This is a genomic window from Enterococcus sp. 3C7_DIV0644, from assembly GCF_002141235.1.
Lineage (GTDB): Bacteria > Bacillota > Bacilli > Lactobacillales > Enterococcaceae > Enterococcus_D > Enterococcus_D entomosocium.
In genome coordinates, this window is the sequence record NZ_NGLK01000001.1 from 2,948,646 (window position 1) to 2,963,371 (window position 14,726).

Consider the following 14,726-nt stretch of genomic DNA (forward strand, 5'->3'; position numbering starts at 1 on the left):
GTTGGAGCGGACTGATACTAATCGATCGAGGACTTAACCAAAAAGAAAAAAGCACGTAAACTCGTAGCGTTTTGATTTCTTCGATCCAGTTTTGAGTGAGCAACACTTACTCAATTGAATAGTGTGGTGGCGATAGCAAGAAGGATACACCTGTAACCATGCCGAACACAGAAGTTAAGCTTCTTAGCGCCGATTGTAGTGAAGGGTTTCCCTTTGTGAGAGTAGGACGTCGCCACGCATTTCAATTTTTCCGGCATAGCTCAGTTGGTAGTAGCGCATGACTGTTAATCATGATGTCGTAGGTTCGAGTCCTACTGCCGGAGTTCTCTAATAAGAGAAAACAAGCAAGAGTAATGAGCTTCTTTTAGGCTGGAGAGTTGTCCGAGTGGCCGAAGGAGCATGATTGGAAATCATGTAGATGGCTATCGCTGTCTCAAGGGTTCGAATCCCTTACTCTCCGTTTTAAACTTAGGTCCGTTGGTCAAGTGGTTAAGACACCGCCCTTTCACGGCGGTAACACGGGTTCGAATCCCGTACGGATCATTACAATTTAATGAACAACCTCCGGGGGTTTAGCTCAGCTGGGAGAGCATCTGCCTTACAAGCAGAGGGTCAGCGGTTCGATCCCGTTAACCCCCATTACGGTTTGGTAGTTCAGTTGGTTAGAATGCCTGCCTGTCACGCAGGAGGTCGCGGGTTCGAGTCCCGTCCAGACCGTTTCATTATTTTTGTAAAACTTATATTTTCTTATATGGCTCGGTAGCTCAGTTGGTAGAGCAATGGATTGAAGCTCCATGTGTCGGCAGTTCGATTCTGTCCCGCGCCACCATGGAGGAGTAGCGAAGTGGCTAAACGCGACGGACTGTAAATCCGTTCCTTAGGGTTCAGTGGTTCGAATCCACTCTCCTCCATTTATAGGGGCATAGTTTAAAGGTAGAACAGCGGTCTCCAAAACCGTTAGTGTGGGTTCAATTCCTGCTGCCCCTGCCATTATATATTTCAATAGTTTCTTATTACGGCGGGTGTGGCGAAGTGGTTAACGCACCGGATTGTGGCTCCGGCATTCGTGGGTTCGATTCCCATCATTCGCCCTTTCATTTTTGGGGTATAGCCAAGCGGTAAGGCAACGGACTTTGACTCCGTCATGCGTTGGTTCGAATCCAGCTACCCCAGTACAATCTTCACTTGATTGTAGATTGCAACAATAGTATAATGGCGGTATAGCCAAGTGGTAAGGCAGAGGTCTGCAAAACCTTCATCACCGGTTCAAATCCGGTTACCGCCTTAGTACTAAATACTAACCTTTCAACATGCCGGCGTGGCGGAATTGGCAGACGCGCTGGACTCAAAATCCAGTGCCCGTTGAGGGCGTGCCGGTTCGACCCCGGCCGCCGGTATCATTGATGTATCAGTCTTTTATAAGATTGATACATTTTTTTGTTTATAAAAGTCTACAAATACGATTTTGGAGGACAACTCATATAGCAAAGATTTTTTTGTTTTGTTACTATTGAAAGCCTTTCCTTAATCTTGTATAGTTTTTACTTGAATAGCTGCAAGGAACAGGAAAGAGGGGGGATCAAATTGAAATGGTATGAGAATAGAATCAAATCGGCGATAGATGGGACAAATCCAATGGTGATCAAAGAATTGCCTGGCAGTTTTGCTGTTTATGGCGATGTCCAATTTCTTCCCGGATATTGTGTATTATTACCTAAAAGAGAGGTGGCTTCTTTAAATGATCTAGATTTAAGCGAGCGACAGATTTTCTTAACTGATATGACTCTTTTAGGAGATGCTATAATACAGGCTTGTTCTCCATTGAGAATCAATTATGAACTATTGGGAAATACCGATAACTTTCTTCATGCACATCTTTTTCCTCGTTATGAATGGGAAACCGACGAAGCGAAAAAAATGCCTGTTTGGTTGTATGACAAATCCCATTGGACTAATCCAGAGTATCACTATTCAGAAAAAAGAGATGGAGAGCGAAGACAAAAGATAAGCTCTTATTTAGAAAACGCCTATCGTTAGTCTAATGAACCTTTCTAATCTAGTAACCTCAATAAAAGAACCTCCATGAAGCGATCGCTTCATGGAGGTTCTTTCCTTAGATCAATCAATATACTTAAGAATTGCGACTTCTTTTGGTTTCAGAACTGTCAACTGTTTGGTCTCTTTGGTTAGAAGGTCTACTCCAGCGGCTTTCAGCTTCACTTCTGTTGTCTGCTCGGTATGGTTTAAGAGAAAGACGAGTGTATAGCCAGCACCTTTGCGGCAGGTAACGGAGACTTCAGTAGGAGCAGCCAAGAAGAGCTGGGCATGAGTCGTTAAATTGTGATTTTCCAGAATGCTCGTTAAAAATGTTGTTAGACCTTCAAGGGACAATTCTGTTCCTACGTAATACGCATATCCATCGTCGATCCGGTTCATGGTAATGGCTGGCTTATCGGTCAAATAACCGGAATGGAAGGTTGCCAAAGCTTTCGCACCTTTTAGATGGATGACTTCCTCCCATAGAGAATTGTCGTACCGACGACCTTGGAAGTCAATTTGGTGATGGGTAGCCGCTTTCATTGGGTAAAACTCTTCTACAATGATCCCTAAGGTGTCCCTAAACAGTCCTGGATAGCCCCCAAGATAGACTTGGTCATATTCATTGACGATCCCACTAAAGAAATTGGTCAAGAAGATGCCGCCTTGTCGCACGTAATCATGGATCTTCTTACCGAATGCTTCGGGTGCTGAATAGAGATTTGGGGCGATCACTAAAGGATAGCCGCCTAGGGATTCGGAAGGATGGACAAAGTCTACGCTCAGATTTAACGCCCTAAGTGCGGCATACAGGCTGCGTAACTGATGAATGTATTTTAAGGTTCTTGGTTTGGCATCCAATTCCAGCGCCCACCAATTTTCCCAGTCGAAGACAACTGCGACATCAGCCAAGAAGCGCGTCCCAACGATTTCGGATAGTTGCGAAAATTCGTTGCCTAATTGTGCACATTCACGAAAGATACGGCTTGACTGAGGATCTCCGTGAGGCACCATCGCACTATGAAATTTTTCCGCACCGCCACGAGACTGTCGCCATTGAAAGAACATGATACCATCAGCACCATGAGCTAGCGCTTCATAACTCCAAAGACGCAACTGGTTGGGGGTCTTGGCCCCGTTGATTTGTCGCCAATTAACGGCGCTGGTGGCTTGCTCCATGATCAAGAATGGCTTTTTCTTCAAACTGCGGGTTAAATCGTTAGCAAGAAATTGCGGGTAAGGGTTTTTTTCAAAGGGATTCGGGTACGAATTCCAGCTGACCACATCTATTTCAGGTGCCCATTTAAATCCATCTACGTATTTGTGTAAGCCCATAAGATTGGTCATATAAGGAATGTCATGGGAATATTTTGCAATCGCCGCCTTTTCAATTTGATAAAGTTCCAGATTCATGTCGGAAAGAAACCGACGGTAGTCTAATTGCTGTGCAGGATTTTTGAAGGTTGGCATTGCCTCTGGTAAGAAAATTTCCTCCCAGCTGCCATAGGATTGACTCCAAAACTTCGTTGACCAAGCATCATTCAATCCAGCGATGGTCAGATATTTCTCTGCTAACCATGTCTGAAATCTTTTCCGACAATGATCGCAATAACACTCGTGGATGTGACACGTATATTCATTATTGATATGCCACATGACCAGCCCTGGATGATTAGCATAACGGTTTGCGACTGCTTCAGACAAATCGGCGGCATATTGACGATAGATAGGGGAAGTCGGACAGTAGTGCTGGCGCGCACCATGAACCAGTCGATTGCCATGAATGGTCACAGGCAGCATCTCAGGGTGTTTTTGAACAAGCCAAGCGGGAGGAGATGCTGTACCATTTGCAAGATCGATCATGATATTGTTTTCATATAAAAGATCCATCAACCAGTCCAGAAAGTCAAAATCATAGGTGGATTCATCTGGCTGCAGATTGACCCAGCCAAAAATATTGATACTTACATAGTTCACACCTGCTTCTTTCATTAAGCGCATATCTTCAAGAATGACTTCTTTAGACCATTGTTCAGGATTGTAGTCGGCACCATAGTAAAGCTGACGTTGCGTTTTCATCAAATCGCTCCTTTATAGACGTTTCTTTAGTATCAAGATACTTGAATCATATCAAATATTCATCTGTTTGATAGCGGTATCATTTGAAAATCATGAAATGATCCAAAAAAACAAAGATAGTTCAATCTGGTTTCGCAACTAGGGCTATAGTCCGCCAGTTCTTTTGCCTTGCTGTTTTTTTAACAAAAATATACAATTGAAAAAGGCGGTAAATTAAAGTATCTAGAATTTATATTCTTTATTAGTTGTTTTTTTATCGGGGGTTTCTTTTTTTTAAAATGCATGTTTATAACTATATGATCCGAAAAAACTTTGAATCACGAGTAGAAAAAACACGATGAGTCGAAGAAATGAATAATTATGTGATGTAGAATCAAAAAAAAGAATGACATAAGTTATTCTACAAAATTGCCAAGAAGGAGAGAAAAGTCCATGAACCAGCCAATACAGATCTTTTCTGAGATTGCGCCCTTAAAGCGGGTGCTGTTGCATCGTCCAGGAGCAGAATTGGAAAACTTGATGCCGGATTATCTTGATCGCTTGTTGTTCGATGATATTCCTTTTCTAGACCAAGCACAAAAAGAGCATGATTTTTTTGCCGAGACGTTAAGAAACAGAGGGGTGGAAGTCCTTTATTTGGAAGATCTTGTTGCAGAGACATTGTCGACGACCGGTGCCAAAGAAGCTTTTTTAGAAGATTATTTAAATGAGACAACGATCCTTGATGAAGAGATTCGCAACGAAGTGCGCAATTTTTTCCTATCGATCAAAGATAATCGCTCCTTTATCGATCATACGATGGCGGGCTTGAAAAAAAGTGAGGTAGAAATTCCAAGAGCTAGCAAGTTAACGACGATCGTTGAAACGGAATATCCTTTTTTGATCGATCCAATGCCAAACTTGTATTTCACGAGAGATCCGTTTGCTACGATTGGTCATAGCGTTTCCTTGAATCGAATGTATTCTGCAACGAGAAGACGAGAAACCCTCTACGGAAAACAAATTTTTACGCACCACCCGATGTTTTCCCGCAATGAGACGAACTTTTTGTATCATCGGGACGAAACGACGCGGATGGAAGGCGGCGATCAGCTGATTTTATCTGATAAAATCGTGGCGATCGGTATCTCTCAACGAACCGAGGTTGCTTCTATCGAAAAAATTGCCGAAACGATTTTTGCTACAGAACCGAGTTTTGAACATATCTTGGCATTTAATATTGGTGAAGAACGAAAATTTATGCACTTAGATACGGTCTTTACGATGGTGGATCATGATAAGTTCACGATCCATCCAGAAATCGAGGGAGAACTTTCGCTGTATTCAATCACTAAACACAAGGACGGTGTGCGAGTATATGAGGAAAAAGATACGTTGGAAAACATTCTTTGCCGTTATTTAGATTTGCCTGAAGTACACTTGATTCGCTGTGGTGGTGACGACTTAGCGGCAGCAGCCAGAGAACAATGGAATGATGGTTCCAATACATTGGCGATCGCCCCAGGGGAAGTCGTGGTCTATGACCGCAATACCATCACCAACGGGTTGTTAAAAGAGGCAGGCGTCAAGTTGAATGAGATCTCAGGAAGTGAATTGGTTCGCGGACGTGGAGGTCCACGCTGTATGAGTATGCCATTTATTCGTGAGTAGGACGAATCTTTGTTATTTTAATTACGGATTTTTGCTTTGAAATTATGAAAGTTAAGAAATAGAAGAGAGAAAAATAAAAGAAAGATTTGAAACGGCATTCTGTTTCTAATCTTTCTTTTTTGTCATCATTTAACCCCCTATAAATTGAAAAGGATTTCTTTTTGTGAAAATGTGTAATTTTTGTGACTTTTATATGTAAAGACTATAAAAAAACGCTAGGAACCTTGTTCTATCGCTAAATTTATGGTACGGTTATATTAGAAAACGGAAATAGGTGAAGGTATTTGCCACTTATTGATTTTTGACACCCTACGATCAGCGAATGCCATATGCTTGATTTGTAGTGGTTTTTTTTGCGGAAAAAAAGGGAAAGCAGGTGAGAAAATGGCAGTAGATGCAATTCGATTATTACAAGAAGCAGAGCAATTTGCTGAAAATAAAAACCAAGAAGCGGAAGCAGAAAAAAAACAATTGGCACAAGAACGCGAAGAACGGTTGAAGGCGTTTAAAAAAGAGTTGGCAGAAAAAGAAGCCCAACAAAAAGAAGCAATCAATCAAAAAATCGCAGCTGAGTTAACACAGTCAAAAGAACCGCTCATGGCTAAAACGAAAGCAGAAGTGGAAACACTACGAACGATCCCTAATGAGTTAAAGGAAGAAGCATTGGCAATAATAATAAATAAGGTTGTGACATAAATGGCAATTGCAAAAATGCAAAAGTTCAGTCTGTTGACCTTTTACGATCAGAAAGAAGCTGTTTTAGAGCAGCTGCAAGACTTTCAGGGCGTAGAACTGCTTTCTTCGGAGAAATACTACGATTCTGAAGAAACGACGGGTGTTTTGACACCGGTTCGCGAGGAACAGTCTGAAGAAGAAATGGAGAACCAGTTTGGTCAAGTCAACTGGAGCTTAAATTTTTTAGAAGAATATGTACCCAAAAAAGGAATGCTGGCACAACTGCGGCAACCAATCAAAAAATATACCCTTCAAGAATTGGCTGAAACAGCCCACACCTATCCCTGGCAAGAATTATGCCAGACCCTTCGTAAACAAGACAAACGTCTTCGCTTGATCGATCAAGAAAAACGCGATGTATTAGCACAAGAAGCAGAGCTGTCGATTTGGAAGTATTTTAAAGAGCGTCCAGCGGTTTTAAAGGAATTAAAAAAATCAGGTGGCTTGCTAGGTTCGATTCCCACTTCTGAAATGGCTGACTTTACGACGAACAGTGAGAAGCTGCCGCTCGTCTATGTGGAAACTGTTTATCAATCACAAACAACCACTTATTTACTGGTCCTTTTCCACAAAGATGTAAAAGAAAAAGTAACTTCACTTCTTAAAAAAGTAGCCTTTGAGCAATACATCTACCCTTATGAGGGCATCCCAGAAGAAGATCTGCAAACGATGAAAGAAAAATCCCAACGTTTAATTGATGAAGAAAAAGAGATCAAAGCCTCTCTTCGTGCAATGACAAACGAGCAAGAAACTTTGCGGATCGTTGCCGAGTATTTAGATGGAGCAATCACCCGCTTAAAAAGCAATAAGATGCTTTTACGTTCTACTCATGCGGTCTCGCTTTCTGGCTGGGTTCCTGTTGATGGAACGGCCGAATTAGAAAAACGCATCAAAAAAGGAACTACGGATAACTATTACCTCGAATACCAAGAAGTGACGGAAAAAGAGATTAGTAATGTGCCGATTTTATTAGAAAACGCACGTTGGATCAAACCTTTTGAAGGACTTGTTCGGATGTACAGCTTGCCGCAATATGACGAGTTAGATCCGACACCATTTATGGCGCCTTTTTATATGGTGGCATTCGGGATGATGGTTGCCGATTTTGGCTATGGTTTGCTTTTGTTTCTGGCGACGTTTCTTGGTAAAAAGCTGTTCCACCTCAGCAAAGGGCTGGAACAAAACTTGACCCTCTTTCAGTTATGCTCGATCCCCACGATTATTTGGGGCTTGATCTATGGCAACTTCTTCGGATTTGAATTCTCATTCCAACTGTTGTCTGCCCAGGATGATGTCAACCAGATCTTAGTCTTATCCGTGATCTTTGGGTACATCCAGATCATGTTTGGTTTGGCGCTGAAATTCTATATTCTATGGAAGAAAAAAGACCAGAAACTGGCTGCGATGTTCCAAGCCGGTTCATGGATCGTCTTTTTGATCAGTGTGGCTTTTGTTGCCGCAGGAATGCTGCTTTTCCCTGACACACCGTTACAAATGATTGGGATCGTAATGATCGCTGCCAGTCTATTAGCAGTGGCCATCGGAGGCAGTTTAGAAGGTAAAACCTTAGCAGGAAAAATCGGTTCTGGATTGTACGGATTGATGGATGTGACCAATTATGTTGGTGACTTGATCAGTTACACCCGTCTGATGGCGTTAGGGGTTGCCGGCGGAAGTATCGCCTCAGCCTTCAACTTGATCATCAGCTACCTGCCGCCAGCAGCCCGGTTTACGGTTGGTATCTTATTATTTGTGGCATTGCATGGCCTAAATATTTTCTTAAGTTACCTTAGTGCGTATGTTCATGGTATCCGTTTGCAGTATTTAGAGTATTTTGGAAAATTCTTTACGGGGGGCGGACGTGCCTTTGACCCCTTCAAATCAAATGAAAACTATGTAGAGATCATCTCAGAAGAGAAGTTACAGGAGGACAATAATGGAAAATTGGATTAGTTTCTTTTACGAAAATGGTGGAATTGTTTTTGCAGCTTTAGGTGTAGCGACCGCAACGATTTGCGGCGGTATCGGATCAACGATTGGTGTTGGGATGACCAGTGAAGCAGCGTCAGGCTTGATTTCAGAGCAGCCAGAGAAATTCGGACAAGCGTTGATCTTAGAGTTGCTGTCTAGTACTCAGGGGTTATACGGGTTCGTAATTTCCTTTATGATCTTTGGTCAAATCAGCGGTTCGCTCTCATTCGATCGCGGATTGTACTTGTTTATTGCTTCATTGCCAATCGCATTAACAGCGATCGTAGCCGGAAAATGGCAAGGACGTGCCGCAAGTGCTGCGATGCAGATTTTAGCCAAAAAACCAGAACATGTGACCAAAGGAATTATCTTGGTAGCGATGATGGAAACGTATTGTATTTTAGGGTTCGTTATTTCCTTCTTGCTTGTCTTGAATTAAGAGGAGGGAAAAGTGAATGTCTGATATTACACGTTTAACTGACAAAATAACCGCTGATGCGGAAAAGAAATACCAGCTGCAAATCAAAGAAGCGAAAAAAGAAAGTGAAAATCAAGAAAACTTGAAGCGAACGCAATTAGAAAAAGAGCTTAGTGAGCGGTTAGCTTTTTATGAAAAAGAAAAACGTGCGGCGATGTATTTGGAAATCTCAGATGTGCATATTCAATCAAGAAACAAGGTCTTGGCAGCAAAGCAGTCGGTCTTAGATGAGCTGTTTACTGAGGCTTTGACCCGTTTAAATACGATGGATCAAGCAGCATTTTATGCGTTTATCGCTAATGGCTTGGCGAATGCAAGGTTAACTGGTGAGGTTGAGTTGCTTTTAGGTGAGAAGACCCGCCATTTAGTGGATGAGGAGCTCCTCGCTAAATTGCAGGCATCTGCCCCAGATGTTCAGCTGGAACTGGTAAATAAAACGATCCCTCGTAAGGGTGGCTTTTTGTTGCGACAAGAAGCGATCGAGTTGAATTTTACTTTTGATGCGCTACTAGAAGCCAACAAAGAAGAGTTAAGTAATACGTTACTGCAATTGATTTTTGAACAGTAAGCAGGTGCAAACAGATGAATGACATCAAATACAATACCTTAAATACGAGAATTCGGACGTATGAATCGCAATTATTCGATCGCAGCCGCTATGAGCGGATGCTCTCGGCTGCTAGCGCAGAAGAAATCTACGGTATGTTGCAAGAAACGGTTTATGGTGACTTCATCAACGAGGATGATCGTGTACACGACTTTGAACATGTGTTGATGGCGGAGTTGAAACGGGTATACGACACGATGTATCAGCTGACACCGGAAAAAGCGATCGTTGATTTCTTTGCTTTGAAATATGACTATCAAAATCTGAAAGTCTTGGTAAAAGCGGCGTACATGCAAGAAGATTTTTCTGAATATCTTGTCCCAATTGGTACCCAGCCGCTTTCCGTCCTTAAGGATCTGGTCAAGACCAGAAAAAGCAATCTTGTTGCCAAAGAGATGGTTGATTGTGTGGAAGAAGTCTTCTCTTATATTGAGAACTACCATGAGGTCCAATCGATCGACATCATCTTTGATAACCACTATTGGGAACAATTGTGGACGATTGGCAAAGAATACGACGACGATCTGCTGCAAAGCTTGATTCGTCGACAAATCGATATTTTCAACATTTCAACAACGTTGCGCAGTTACGCGATGAAACGCAAGCGCGGCTTTATCAGCGCAGTTTTAGCCGATCATGGAAACCTACCTGCAAAAGAATTGTTAGCTGAGATCACGACTTCCCTTGAGGCATTTGTGGCATATTTGCAAGGGACTCCTTATAAAGAACTGATCAATCACAGCTATGAAGAGTTGGTAGAGAAGAAGACCTTGAATACCTTTGATATACGCAAAGACAATTTTCTAATGGCGAAGCTCAAAGAACATAAAATTGTTCCTTTTGGCCCTTCAGCATTGGCAGGGTACTTGTACGCCAAGGAAATTGAAAGCAAGAACTTGCGTATTCTCCTGATTGGGAAAATCAATAAGGTGCCGGAAGAGATTTTAAGAAGTCGGGTGCGTGATAGTTATGCATAAAAAAATAGCAATGATGGGTGGTAAGAACTCGATCTTGCCTTTCAAAGGGCTAGGGATCGACATCTTTCCAGTCAGCGATTTGGATGAAGCCGCCCAACAACTAGAAGAAATGGCTGAAGCCTATGGGGTAATCTTTTTGACTGAGCGACTGATTGAACAATTAGAACCGATCGTTCGCCGCTATGAAGAAGTACCGACACCAGCGATCATTCCGATTCCAAGTAGTACGGGTAGTTTAGGGATCGGCATGGCACGAATTCAGCAAAATGTGGAAAAAGCGGTAGGAATGAATATATTAGATTCATAACAGACAAGTCAGCCAGCTAGGAGGAATAAATGTGGCATTTGGCACAATTGAAAAAGTATCGGGACCACTGGTCACCGCCTCAGGATTAAGTGGCGCAAAAATCCACGAAATCTGCAAAGTCAGTGACAAGGGCCTTATCGGTGAGATCATTGAGATCAAAAAAGGGCTGGTTTCGATCCAAGTATACGAAGAAACAGCGGGAATCGGACCAGGCGAGCCCGTGGAAACGACAGGCGCACCATTGTCTGTCGAACTAGCACCAGGTTTGTTGACTCAGATGTTTGATGGGATCCAACGACCATTAGATACGTTTATGTCGCAAACAGAAAGTGATTTTTTGGAACGAGGGGTTACCATCGATCCACTGAATCGCCAAAAGAAATGGACCTTTGTCCCTCAAGTACAAGTCGGTGATACCGTACAAGGTGGCGACATTTTAGGTTCAGTACAAGAAACATCGGTGATCGAGCATAAGATCATGGTGCCACCAAACTATGAAGGAACCGTCAAAGAAATCATGGTAGGGAATTTTGCTATTACTGAAGTGATCTGTGTCTTAGAAACCATTGAGGGTGAAAAAAACTTGACGATGGTTCAGAAATGGCCGGTTCGTCAACCACGTCCCGTTACTGCTAAATTAAATCCAGGCGAACCACTGGTCACTGGACAGCGAGTCATCGACACCTATTTTCCAGTGGCAAAAGGCGGCTCAGCTGCCGTTCCCGGACCATTTGGTGCCGGAAAAACGGTTGTTCAGCACCAAATTGCTAAATGGTCGGATGTGGATATCGTGGTCTATGTCGGCTGTGGCGAGCGAGGCAATGAAATGCGGGATGTTATGAATGAATTTCCTGAACTGATCGATCCAAATACCGGCAAGTCAATCATGGAACGAACGGTCTTGATCGCCAATACGTCGAATATGCCAGTTGCTGCTCGGGAAGCCTCAATCTATACAGGAATCACGATTGCAGAATATTACCGTGACATGGGCTATAGTGTTGCTATCATGGCAGACTCAACATCACGTTGGGCAGAAGCGCTGCGGGAAATGAGTGGACGATTGCAAGAGATCCCAGGAGATGAAGGCTATCCGGCGTACCTTGGAAGTCGAATTGCGGAATACTATGAGCGAGCGGGGCGTTTCCATTCATTAGGCACACAGCCTCGGGAAGGAAGCATTACCGCAATTGGTGCGGTTTCACCTGCTGGTGGAGACATCTCAGAACCGGTCACCCAAAATACCTTACGAATCGTGAAAGTCTTCTGGGCATTGGATAGTATGCTGGCGCAAAAACGGCATTTTCCTTCCATCAACTGGATGAATTCCTATTCCCTTTATGAAGATCAAATCAATTCTTATTTAGATCAATTATTAGGCGATCGCTGGTCGGAGCTAGTCAATGAATCAATGGCGATTCTCCAAGAAGAAAGCCGTTTAGAAGAAATCGTTCAATTGGTAGGGATGGATTCTCTTTCTCAAAGAGACCGTTTGACAATGATGACAGCCCGTTCTTTGAGACAAGATTACTTGCAGCAAAACGCCTTTGATGATGTTGACACGTATACATCTCGCAATAAGCAGTTCAAAATGTTGGAGAATATTCTTTACTTTAATGAACAAGCCCAACGTGCACTGCAGCTAGGTGCTTACTTAGATGAGATCACAAAAGGAACGGTTGATCTGCGTGAGCGCATCGCCCGCAGCAAATACATTCCTGAAGAAGAATTGACCCGCTTGGATACGATCAAGCATGACATCAAAGAAAAGTTACAACGAATCATTGAAACTGGAGGTGTTCATTGATGTTAAAAGAATATCGTACAGTTTCCGAAATTGCCGGCCCTTTAATGGTGGTCGAAAATGTTCGAGGCGTTAAATTCGACGAACTCGTTGAGGTCCGCATGGACACAGGCGAGATCCGTCAAGGTCAAGTACTGGAAGTCAGTGATGACAATGCTGTTGTCCAAGTATTTGAAGGTACCAGTAATTTGAGTGCTGAAGAAAGCAAAGCAAGGTTTCTAGGAACTGGTTTAACTTTAGGGGTTTCTCTAGATATGATGGGTCGGGTTTTTGACGGTTTAGGAAAACCAAAAGATAATGGCCCGAGAATCTTGCCCGAAAAACGCATCGATGTAAACGGTGAAGCCATCAATCCGATGGCACGGGACTTCCCGGATGAATTTATCCAAACTGGGATCTCAACGATCGATCATTTAAATACATTAGTTCGTGGACAAAAATTACCAATCTTTTCTGCTTCTGGTTTGCCTCATAAAGAGATCGCTGCTCAAATCGCACGACAAGCAACAGTACCCAGCCAAGAAGGCAATTTTGCGATCGTCTTCGCAGCAATTGGGATTCCGTTTGAAGAAGCTGAATTTTTCGTGGATGAATTCCGCAAAACCGGTGCATTAGATCGATCTGTTTTGTTTATGAACCTTGCCAACGATCCAGCAATCGAACGGATCGCTACTCCTAAGATGGCATTGACTGCAGCAGAGTATTTGGCTTTTGAAAAAGGCATGCACGTCTTAGTGATCATGACCGATATGACGAACTACTGCGAAGCATTGCGAGAAATCTCCGCTGCCCGCCGAGAAGTTCCGGGACGTCGCGGCTACCCAGGGTATCTATACACCAACTTAGCTACACTGTATGAACGGGCAGGACGTTTGATGGGCAAAGAAGGATCGGTCACACAGATTCCGATCTTAACGATGCCAGATGGCGATAAAACCCACCCGATTCCTGATTTGACTGGCTATATCACAGAAGGACAAATCATTTTGTCGCGGGACCTTTACAAACGCAATATCAATCCGCCAGTGGATATTTTGCCAAGTCTTTCTCGGTTGAAGGACAAAGGAACGGGAGAAGGTAAGACCCGTGCAGATCATGCGGCAACGATGAATCAAATTTATGCCGCCTATTCCGATGGGAAAGCTGCCAAAGAGTTATCGATCGTTTTAGGAGAGTCTGCCTTGTCTGATCTTGATAAAAAGTACGCGCGTTTTGCAGATCTTTTCGAAAAAGAGTATGTCAACCAGGGATTTGAAACCAACCGGACGATTGAAGAAACGTTAGATTTAGGCTGGAAGCTATTAGCTACCTTGCCAAAACAAGAGTTGAGCCGTATCAAAGAAGAATTTATCGACGCCTATTACCCAACGGACGAGGATGTGAGTTCTTAATGGCGATCTTAAATGTCAATCCAACTCGGATGGAACTAAGTCGTTTGAAAAAACGGCTGACGACGGCAACCCGTGGTCACAAATTATTGAAAGACAAGCAAGATGAGCTGGTGCGCCAATTCATTCAGCTAGTAAAGAAAAACCAGGAGCTTCGTAAAAAAATGGAAACTGCGCTGCAAGCAGGGATGGAAGAGTATGTGCTGGCTTCTAGTAGTATTCCCGATGTCGTTTTGCAAGAAGCATTTATGATCCCTTTAAATAAAGTGACCCTAGATGTACAAAGTCGGACCATCATGAATATGGATGTGCCAGTGTTAAATCCTGTTTACGAAGAAGAGAGCTCCGATGATGACTTTTCCTACGGTTTTGTAAGTACCACCAGTGAGCTGGATCTCTCGTTGTCTCATCTTGATCAGATGCTGCCAGTGATGCTTCAGTTGGCCGAAATCGAGAAAACCTGTCAACTGATGGCCAATGAGATCGAGCGGACGAGGCGAAGAGTCAATGCGTTAGAGTATATGACGATTCCCAAGCTGACGGAAACCATTCAATACATCGAAAGCAATCTGGCAGAAGACGAACGAGCAACATTGACCCGCTTGATGAAGGTCACAGATATCATTGCGGAAAATGAAGCAAAGTAAGGATTTTGCCAATCATTTGGAAGAATCAAAAAAGGCACGTAGAAGG

At 43.1% G+C, this 14,726-nt stretch carries 12 protein-coding genes, 12 tRNA genes and 1 rRNA gene; 24 read left to right on the forward strand and 1 reads right to left on the reverse strand.

The window, feature by feature from the left end; genetic code table 11:
• Nucleotides 1-122 precede the first annotated feature (122 nt).
• The 14 genes from rrf to A5877_RS13895 all read left to right on the forward strand — a co-directional run bounded on the left by rrf (nt 123) and on the right by A5877_RS13895 (nt 2,037).
• Nucleotides 123-238 (forward strand): 5S ribosomal RNA (rrf, locus tag A5877_RS13830).
• A gap of 11 nt (nt 239-249) precedes the next feature.
• Nucleotides 250-323: transfer RNA gene (locus A5877_RS13835), tRNA-Asn, on the forward strand.
• Nucleotides 324-371: 48 nt separating this feature from the next.
• A tRNA-Ser gene (locus tag A5877_RS13840) sits at nt 372-460 on the forward strand.
• A gap of 11 nt (nt 461-471) precedes the next feature.
• Nucleotides 472-543 (forward strand) — tRNA-Glu (locus A5877_RS13845).
• A gap of 23 nt (nt 544-566) precedes the next feature.
• A tRNA-Val gene (locus tag A5877_RS13850) sits at nt 567-639 on the forward strand.
• Between the two features lie 4 nt (nt 640-643).
• Nucleotides 644-717: transfer RNA gene (locus tag A5877_RS13855), tRNA-Asp, on the forward strand.
• Nucleotides 718-753: 36 nt separating this feature from the next.
• Nucleotides 754-829, forward strand: a tRNA-Phe gene (locus A5877_RS13860).
• Between the two features lies 1 nt (nt 830).
• Nucleotides 831-911 (forward strand) — tRNA-Tyr (locus A5877_RS13865).
• Nucleotides 912-916: 5 nt separating this feature from the next.
• Nucleotides 917-990 (forward strand) — tRNA-Trp (locus A5877_RS13870).
• Nucleotides 991-1,018: 28 nt separating this feature from the next.
• A tRNA-His gene (locus tag A5877_RS13875) sits at nt 1,019-1,091 on the forward strand.
• 10 nt (nt 1,092-1,101) lie between these two features.
• Nucleotides 1,102-1,173, forward strand: a tRNA-Gln gene (locus A5877_RS13880).
• 41 nt (nt 1,174-1,214) lie between these two features.
• Nucleotides 1,215-1,285, forward strand: a tRNA-Cys gene (locus A5877_RS13885).
• Between the two features lie 27 nt (nt 1,286-1,312).
• Nucleotides 1,313-1,397, forward strand: a tRNA-Leu gene (locus A5877_RS13890).
• A 187-nt stretch (nt 1,398-1,584) separates the two neighbouring features.
• Nucleotides 1,585-2,037 (forward strand): HIT family protein, encoded by a 453-nt coding sequence (locus A5877_RS13895; protein ID WP_086316980.1) that lies wholly within the window; start codon nt 1,585-1,587, stop codon nt 2,035-2,037.
• An 81-nt stretch (nt 2,038-2,118) separates the two neighbouring features.
• Here A5877_RS13895 and A5877_RS13900 read toward each other — a convergent pair whose 3' ends face one another.
• Entirely contained in the window at nt 2,119-4,116 is a 1,998-nt protein-coding gene (locus A5877_RS13900; protein WP_086316981.1) for a beta-galactosidase, read from the reverse strand.
• Nucleotides 4,117-4,548: 432 nt separating this feature from the next.
• Between A5877_RS13900 and arcA the strand changes: the two genes are divergently transcribed.
• From arcA to A5877_RS13950, 10 genes are all read left to right on the forward strand, one after another.
• On the forward strand, nt 4,549-5,766 hold the full coding sequence (gene arcA / locus A5877_RS13905) for an arginine deiminase (protein ID WP_086316982.1): 1,218 nt from the start codon (nt 4,549-4,551) through the stop codon (nt 5,764-5,766).
• A gap of 384 nt (nt 5,767-6,150) precedes the next feature.
• Nucleotides 6,151-6,462, forward strand: coding sequence for a hypothetical protein (locus tag A5877_RS13910; RefSeq protein ID WP_008380980.1), 312 nt, complete (start codon nt 6,151-6,153; stop codon nt 6,460-6,462).
• Complete coding sequence (locus A5877_RS13915) at nt 6,463-8,454, forward strand: V-type ATP synthase subunit I (protein ID WP_008380982.1); 1,992 nt, start codon at nt 6,463-6,465, stop codon at nt 8,452-8,454. It begins immediately after the preceding gene.
• Nucleotides 8,438-8,911 carry a V-type ATP synthase subunit K gene (locus A5877_RS13920; protein ID WP_005237160.1) on the forward strand — a complete coding sequence of 158 codons (474 nt, stop codon included), beginning with the start codon at nt 8,438-8,440 and terminating at the stop codon, nt 8,909-8,911. The genes A5877_RS13915 and A5877_RS13920 overlap by 17 nt, the downstream gene beginning before the upstream one ends.
• Before the next feature lie 16 nt (nt 8,912-8,927).
• Nucleotides 8,928-9,518 carry a V-type ATP synthase subunit E gene (locus tag A5877_RS13925; RefSeq protein WP_016613061.1) on the forward strand — a complete coding sequence of 197 codons (591 nt, stop codon included), beginning with the start codon at nt 8,928-8,930 and terminating at the stop codon, nt 9,516-9,518.
• Between the two features lie 14 nt (nt 9,519-9,532).
• Entirely contained in the window at nt 9,533-10,534 is a 1,002-nt protein-coding gene (locus tag A5877_RS13930) for a V-type ATP synthase subunit C (RefSeq protein ID WP_005237156.1), read from the forward strand.
• The gene (locus A5877_RS13935; protein ID WP_005229240.1) at nt 10,527-10,841 is read left to right on the forward strand and encodes a V-type ATP synthase subunit F; all 315 of its coding nucleotides are present in this window, start codon (nt 10,527-10,529) and stop codon (nt 10,839-10,841) included. Before A5877_RS13930 ends, A5877_RS13935 begins: the two co-directional genes overlap by 8 nt.
• Nucleotides 10,842-10,872: 31 nt before the next feature.
• Nucleotides 10,873-12,648 carry a V-type ATP synthase subunit A gene (locus tag A5877_RS13940; RefSeq protein ID WP_008380990.1) on the forward strand — a complete coding sequence of 592 codons (1,776 nt, stop codon included), beginning with the start codon at nt 10,873-10,875 and terminating at the stop codon, nt 12,646-12,648.
• The gene (locus A5877_RS13945; protein ID WP_005237151.1) at nt 12,648-14,036 is read left to right on the forward strand and encodes a V-type ATP synthase subunit B; all 1,389 of its coding nucleotides are present in this window, start codon (nt 12,648-12,650) and stop codon (nt 14,034-14,036) included. Before A5877_RS13940 ends, A5877_RS13945 begins: the two co-directional genes overlap by 1 nt.
• Complete coding sequence (locus tag A5877_RS13950) at nt 14,036-14,680, forward strand: V-type ATP synthase subunit D (protein WP_005229243.1); 645 nt, start codon at nt 14,036-14,038, stop codon at nt 14,678-14,680. The genes A5877_RS13945 and A5877_RS13950 overlap by 1 nt, the downstream gene beginning before the upstream one ends.
• Nucleotides 14,681-14,726: the final 46 nt, after the last annotated feature.

Bases quoted from the DNA above. Each gene is read 5' to 3' on its own strand.
- A5877_RS13910 (WP_008380980.1), top strand. From the start codon at position 6,151: ATGGCAGTAGATGCAATTCGATTATTACAAGAAGCAGAGCAATTTGCT.
- A5877_RS13920 (WP_005237160.1), top strand. From the start codon at position 8,438: ATGGAAAATTGGATTAGTTTCTTTTACGAAAATGGTGGAATTGTTTTT.
- arcA (WP_086316982.1), top strand. From the start codon at position 4,549: ATGAACCAGCCAATACAGATCTTTTCTGAGATTGCGCCCTTAAAGCGG.
- A5877_RS13935 (WP_005229240.1), top strand. From the start codon at position 10,527: ATGCATAAAAAAATAGCAATGATGGGTGGTAAGAACTCGATCTTGCCT.
- A5877_RS13945 (WP_005237151.1), top strand. From the start codon at position 12,648: ATGTTAAAAGAATATCGTACAGTTTCCGAAATTGCCGGCCCTTTAATG.
- A5877_RS13915 (WP_008380982.1), top strand. From the start codon at position 6,463: ATGGCAATTGCAAAAATGCAAAAGTTCAGTCTGTTGACCTTTTACGAT.
- A5877_RS13925 (WP_016613061.1), top strand. From the start codon at position 8,928: ATGTCTGATATTACACGTTTAACTGACAAAATAACCGCTGATGCGGAA.
- A5877_RS13930 (WP_005237156.1), top strand. From the start codon at position 9,533: ATGAATGACATCAAATACAATACCTTAAATACGAGAATTCGGACGTAT.
- A5877_RS13900 (WP_086316981.1), bottom strand. From the start codon at position 4,116: ATGAAAACGCAACGTCAGCTTTACTATGGTGCCGACTACAATCCTGAA.
- A5877_RS13950 (WP_005229243.1), top strand. From the start codon at position 14,036: ATGGCGATCTTAAATGTCAATCCAACTCGGATGGAACTAAGTCGTTTG.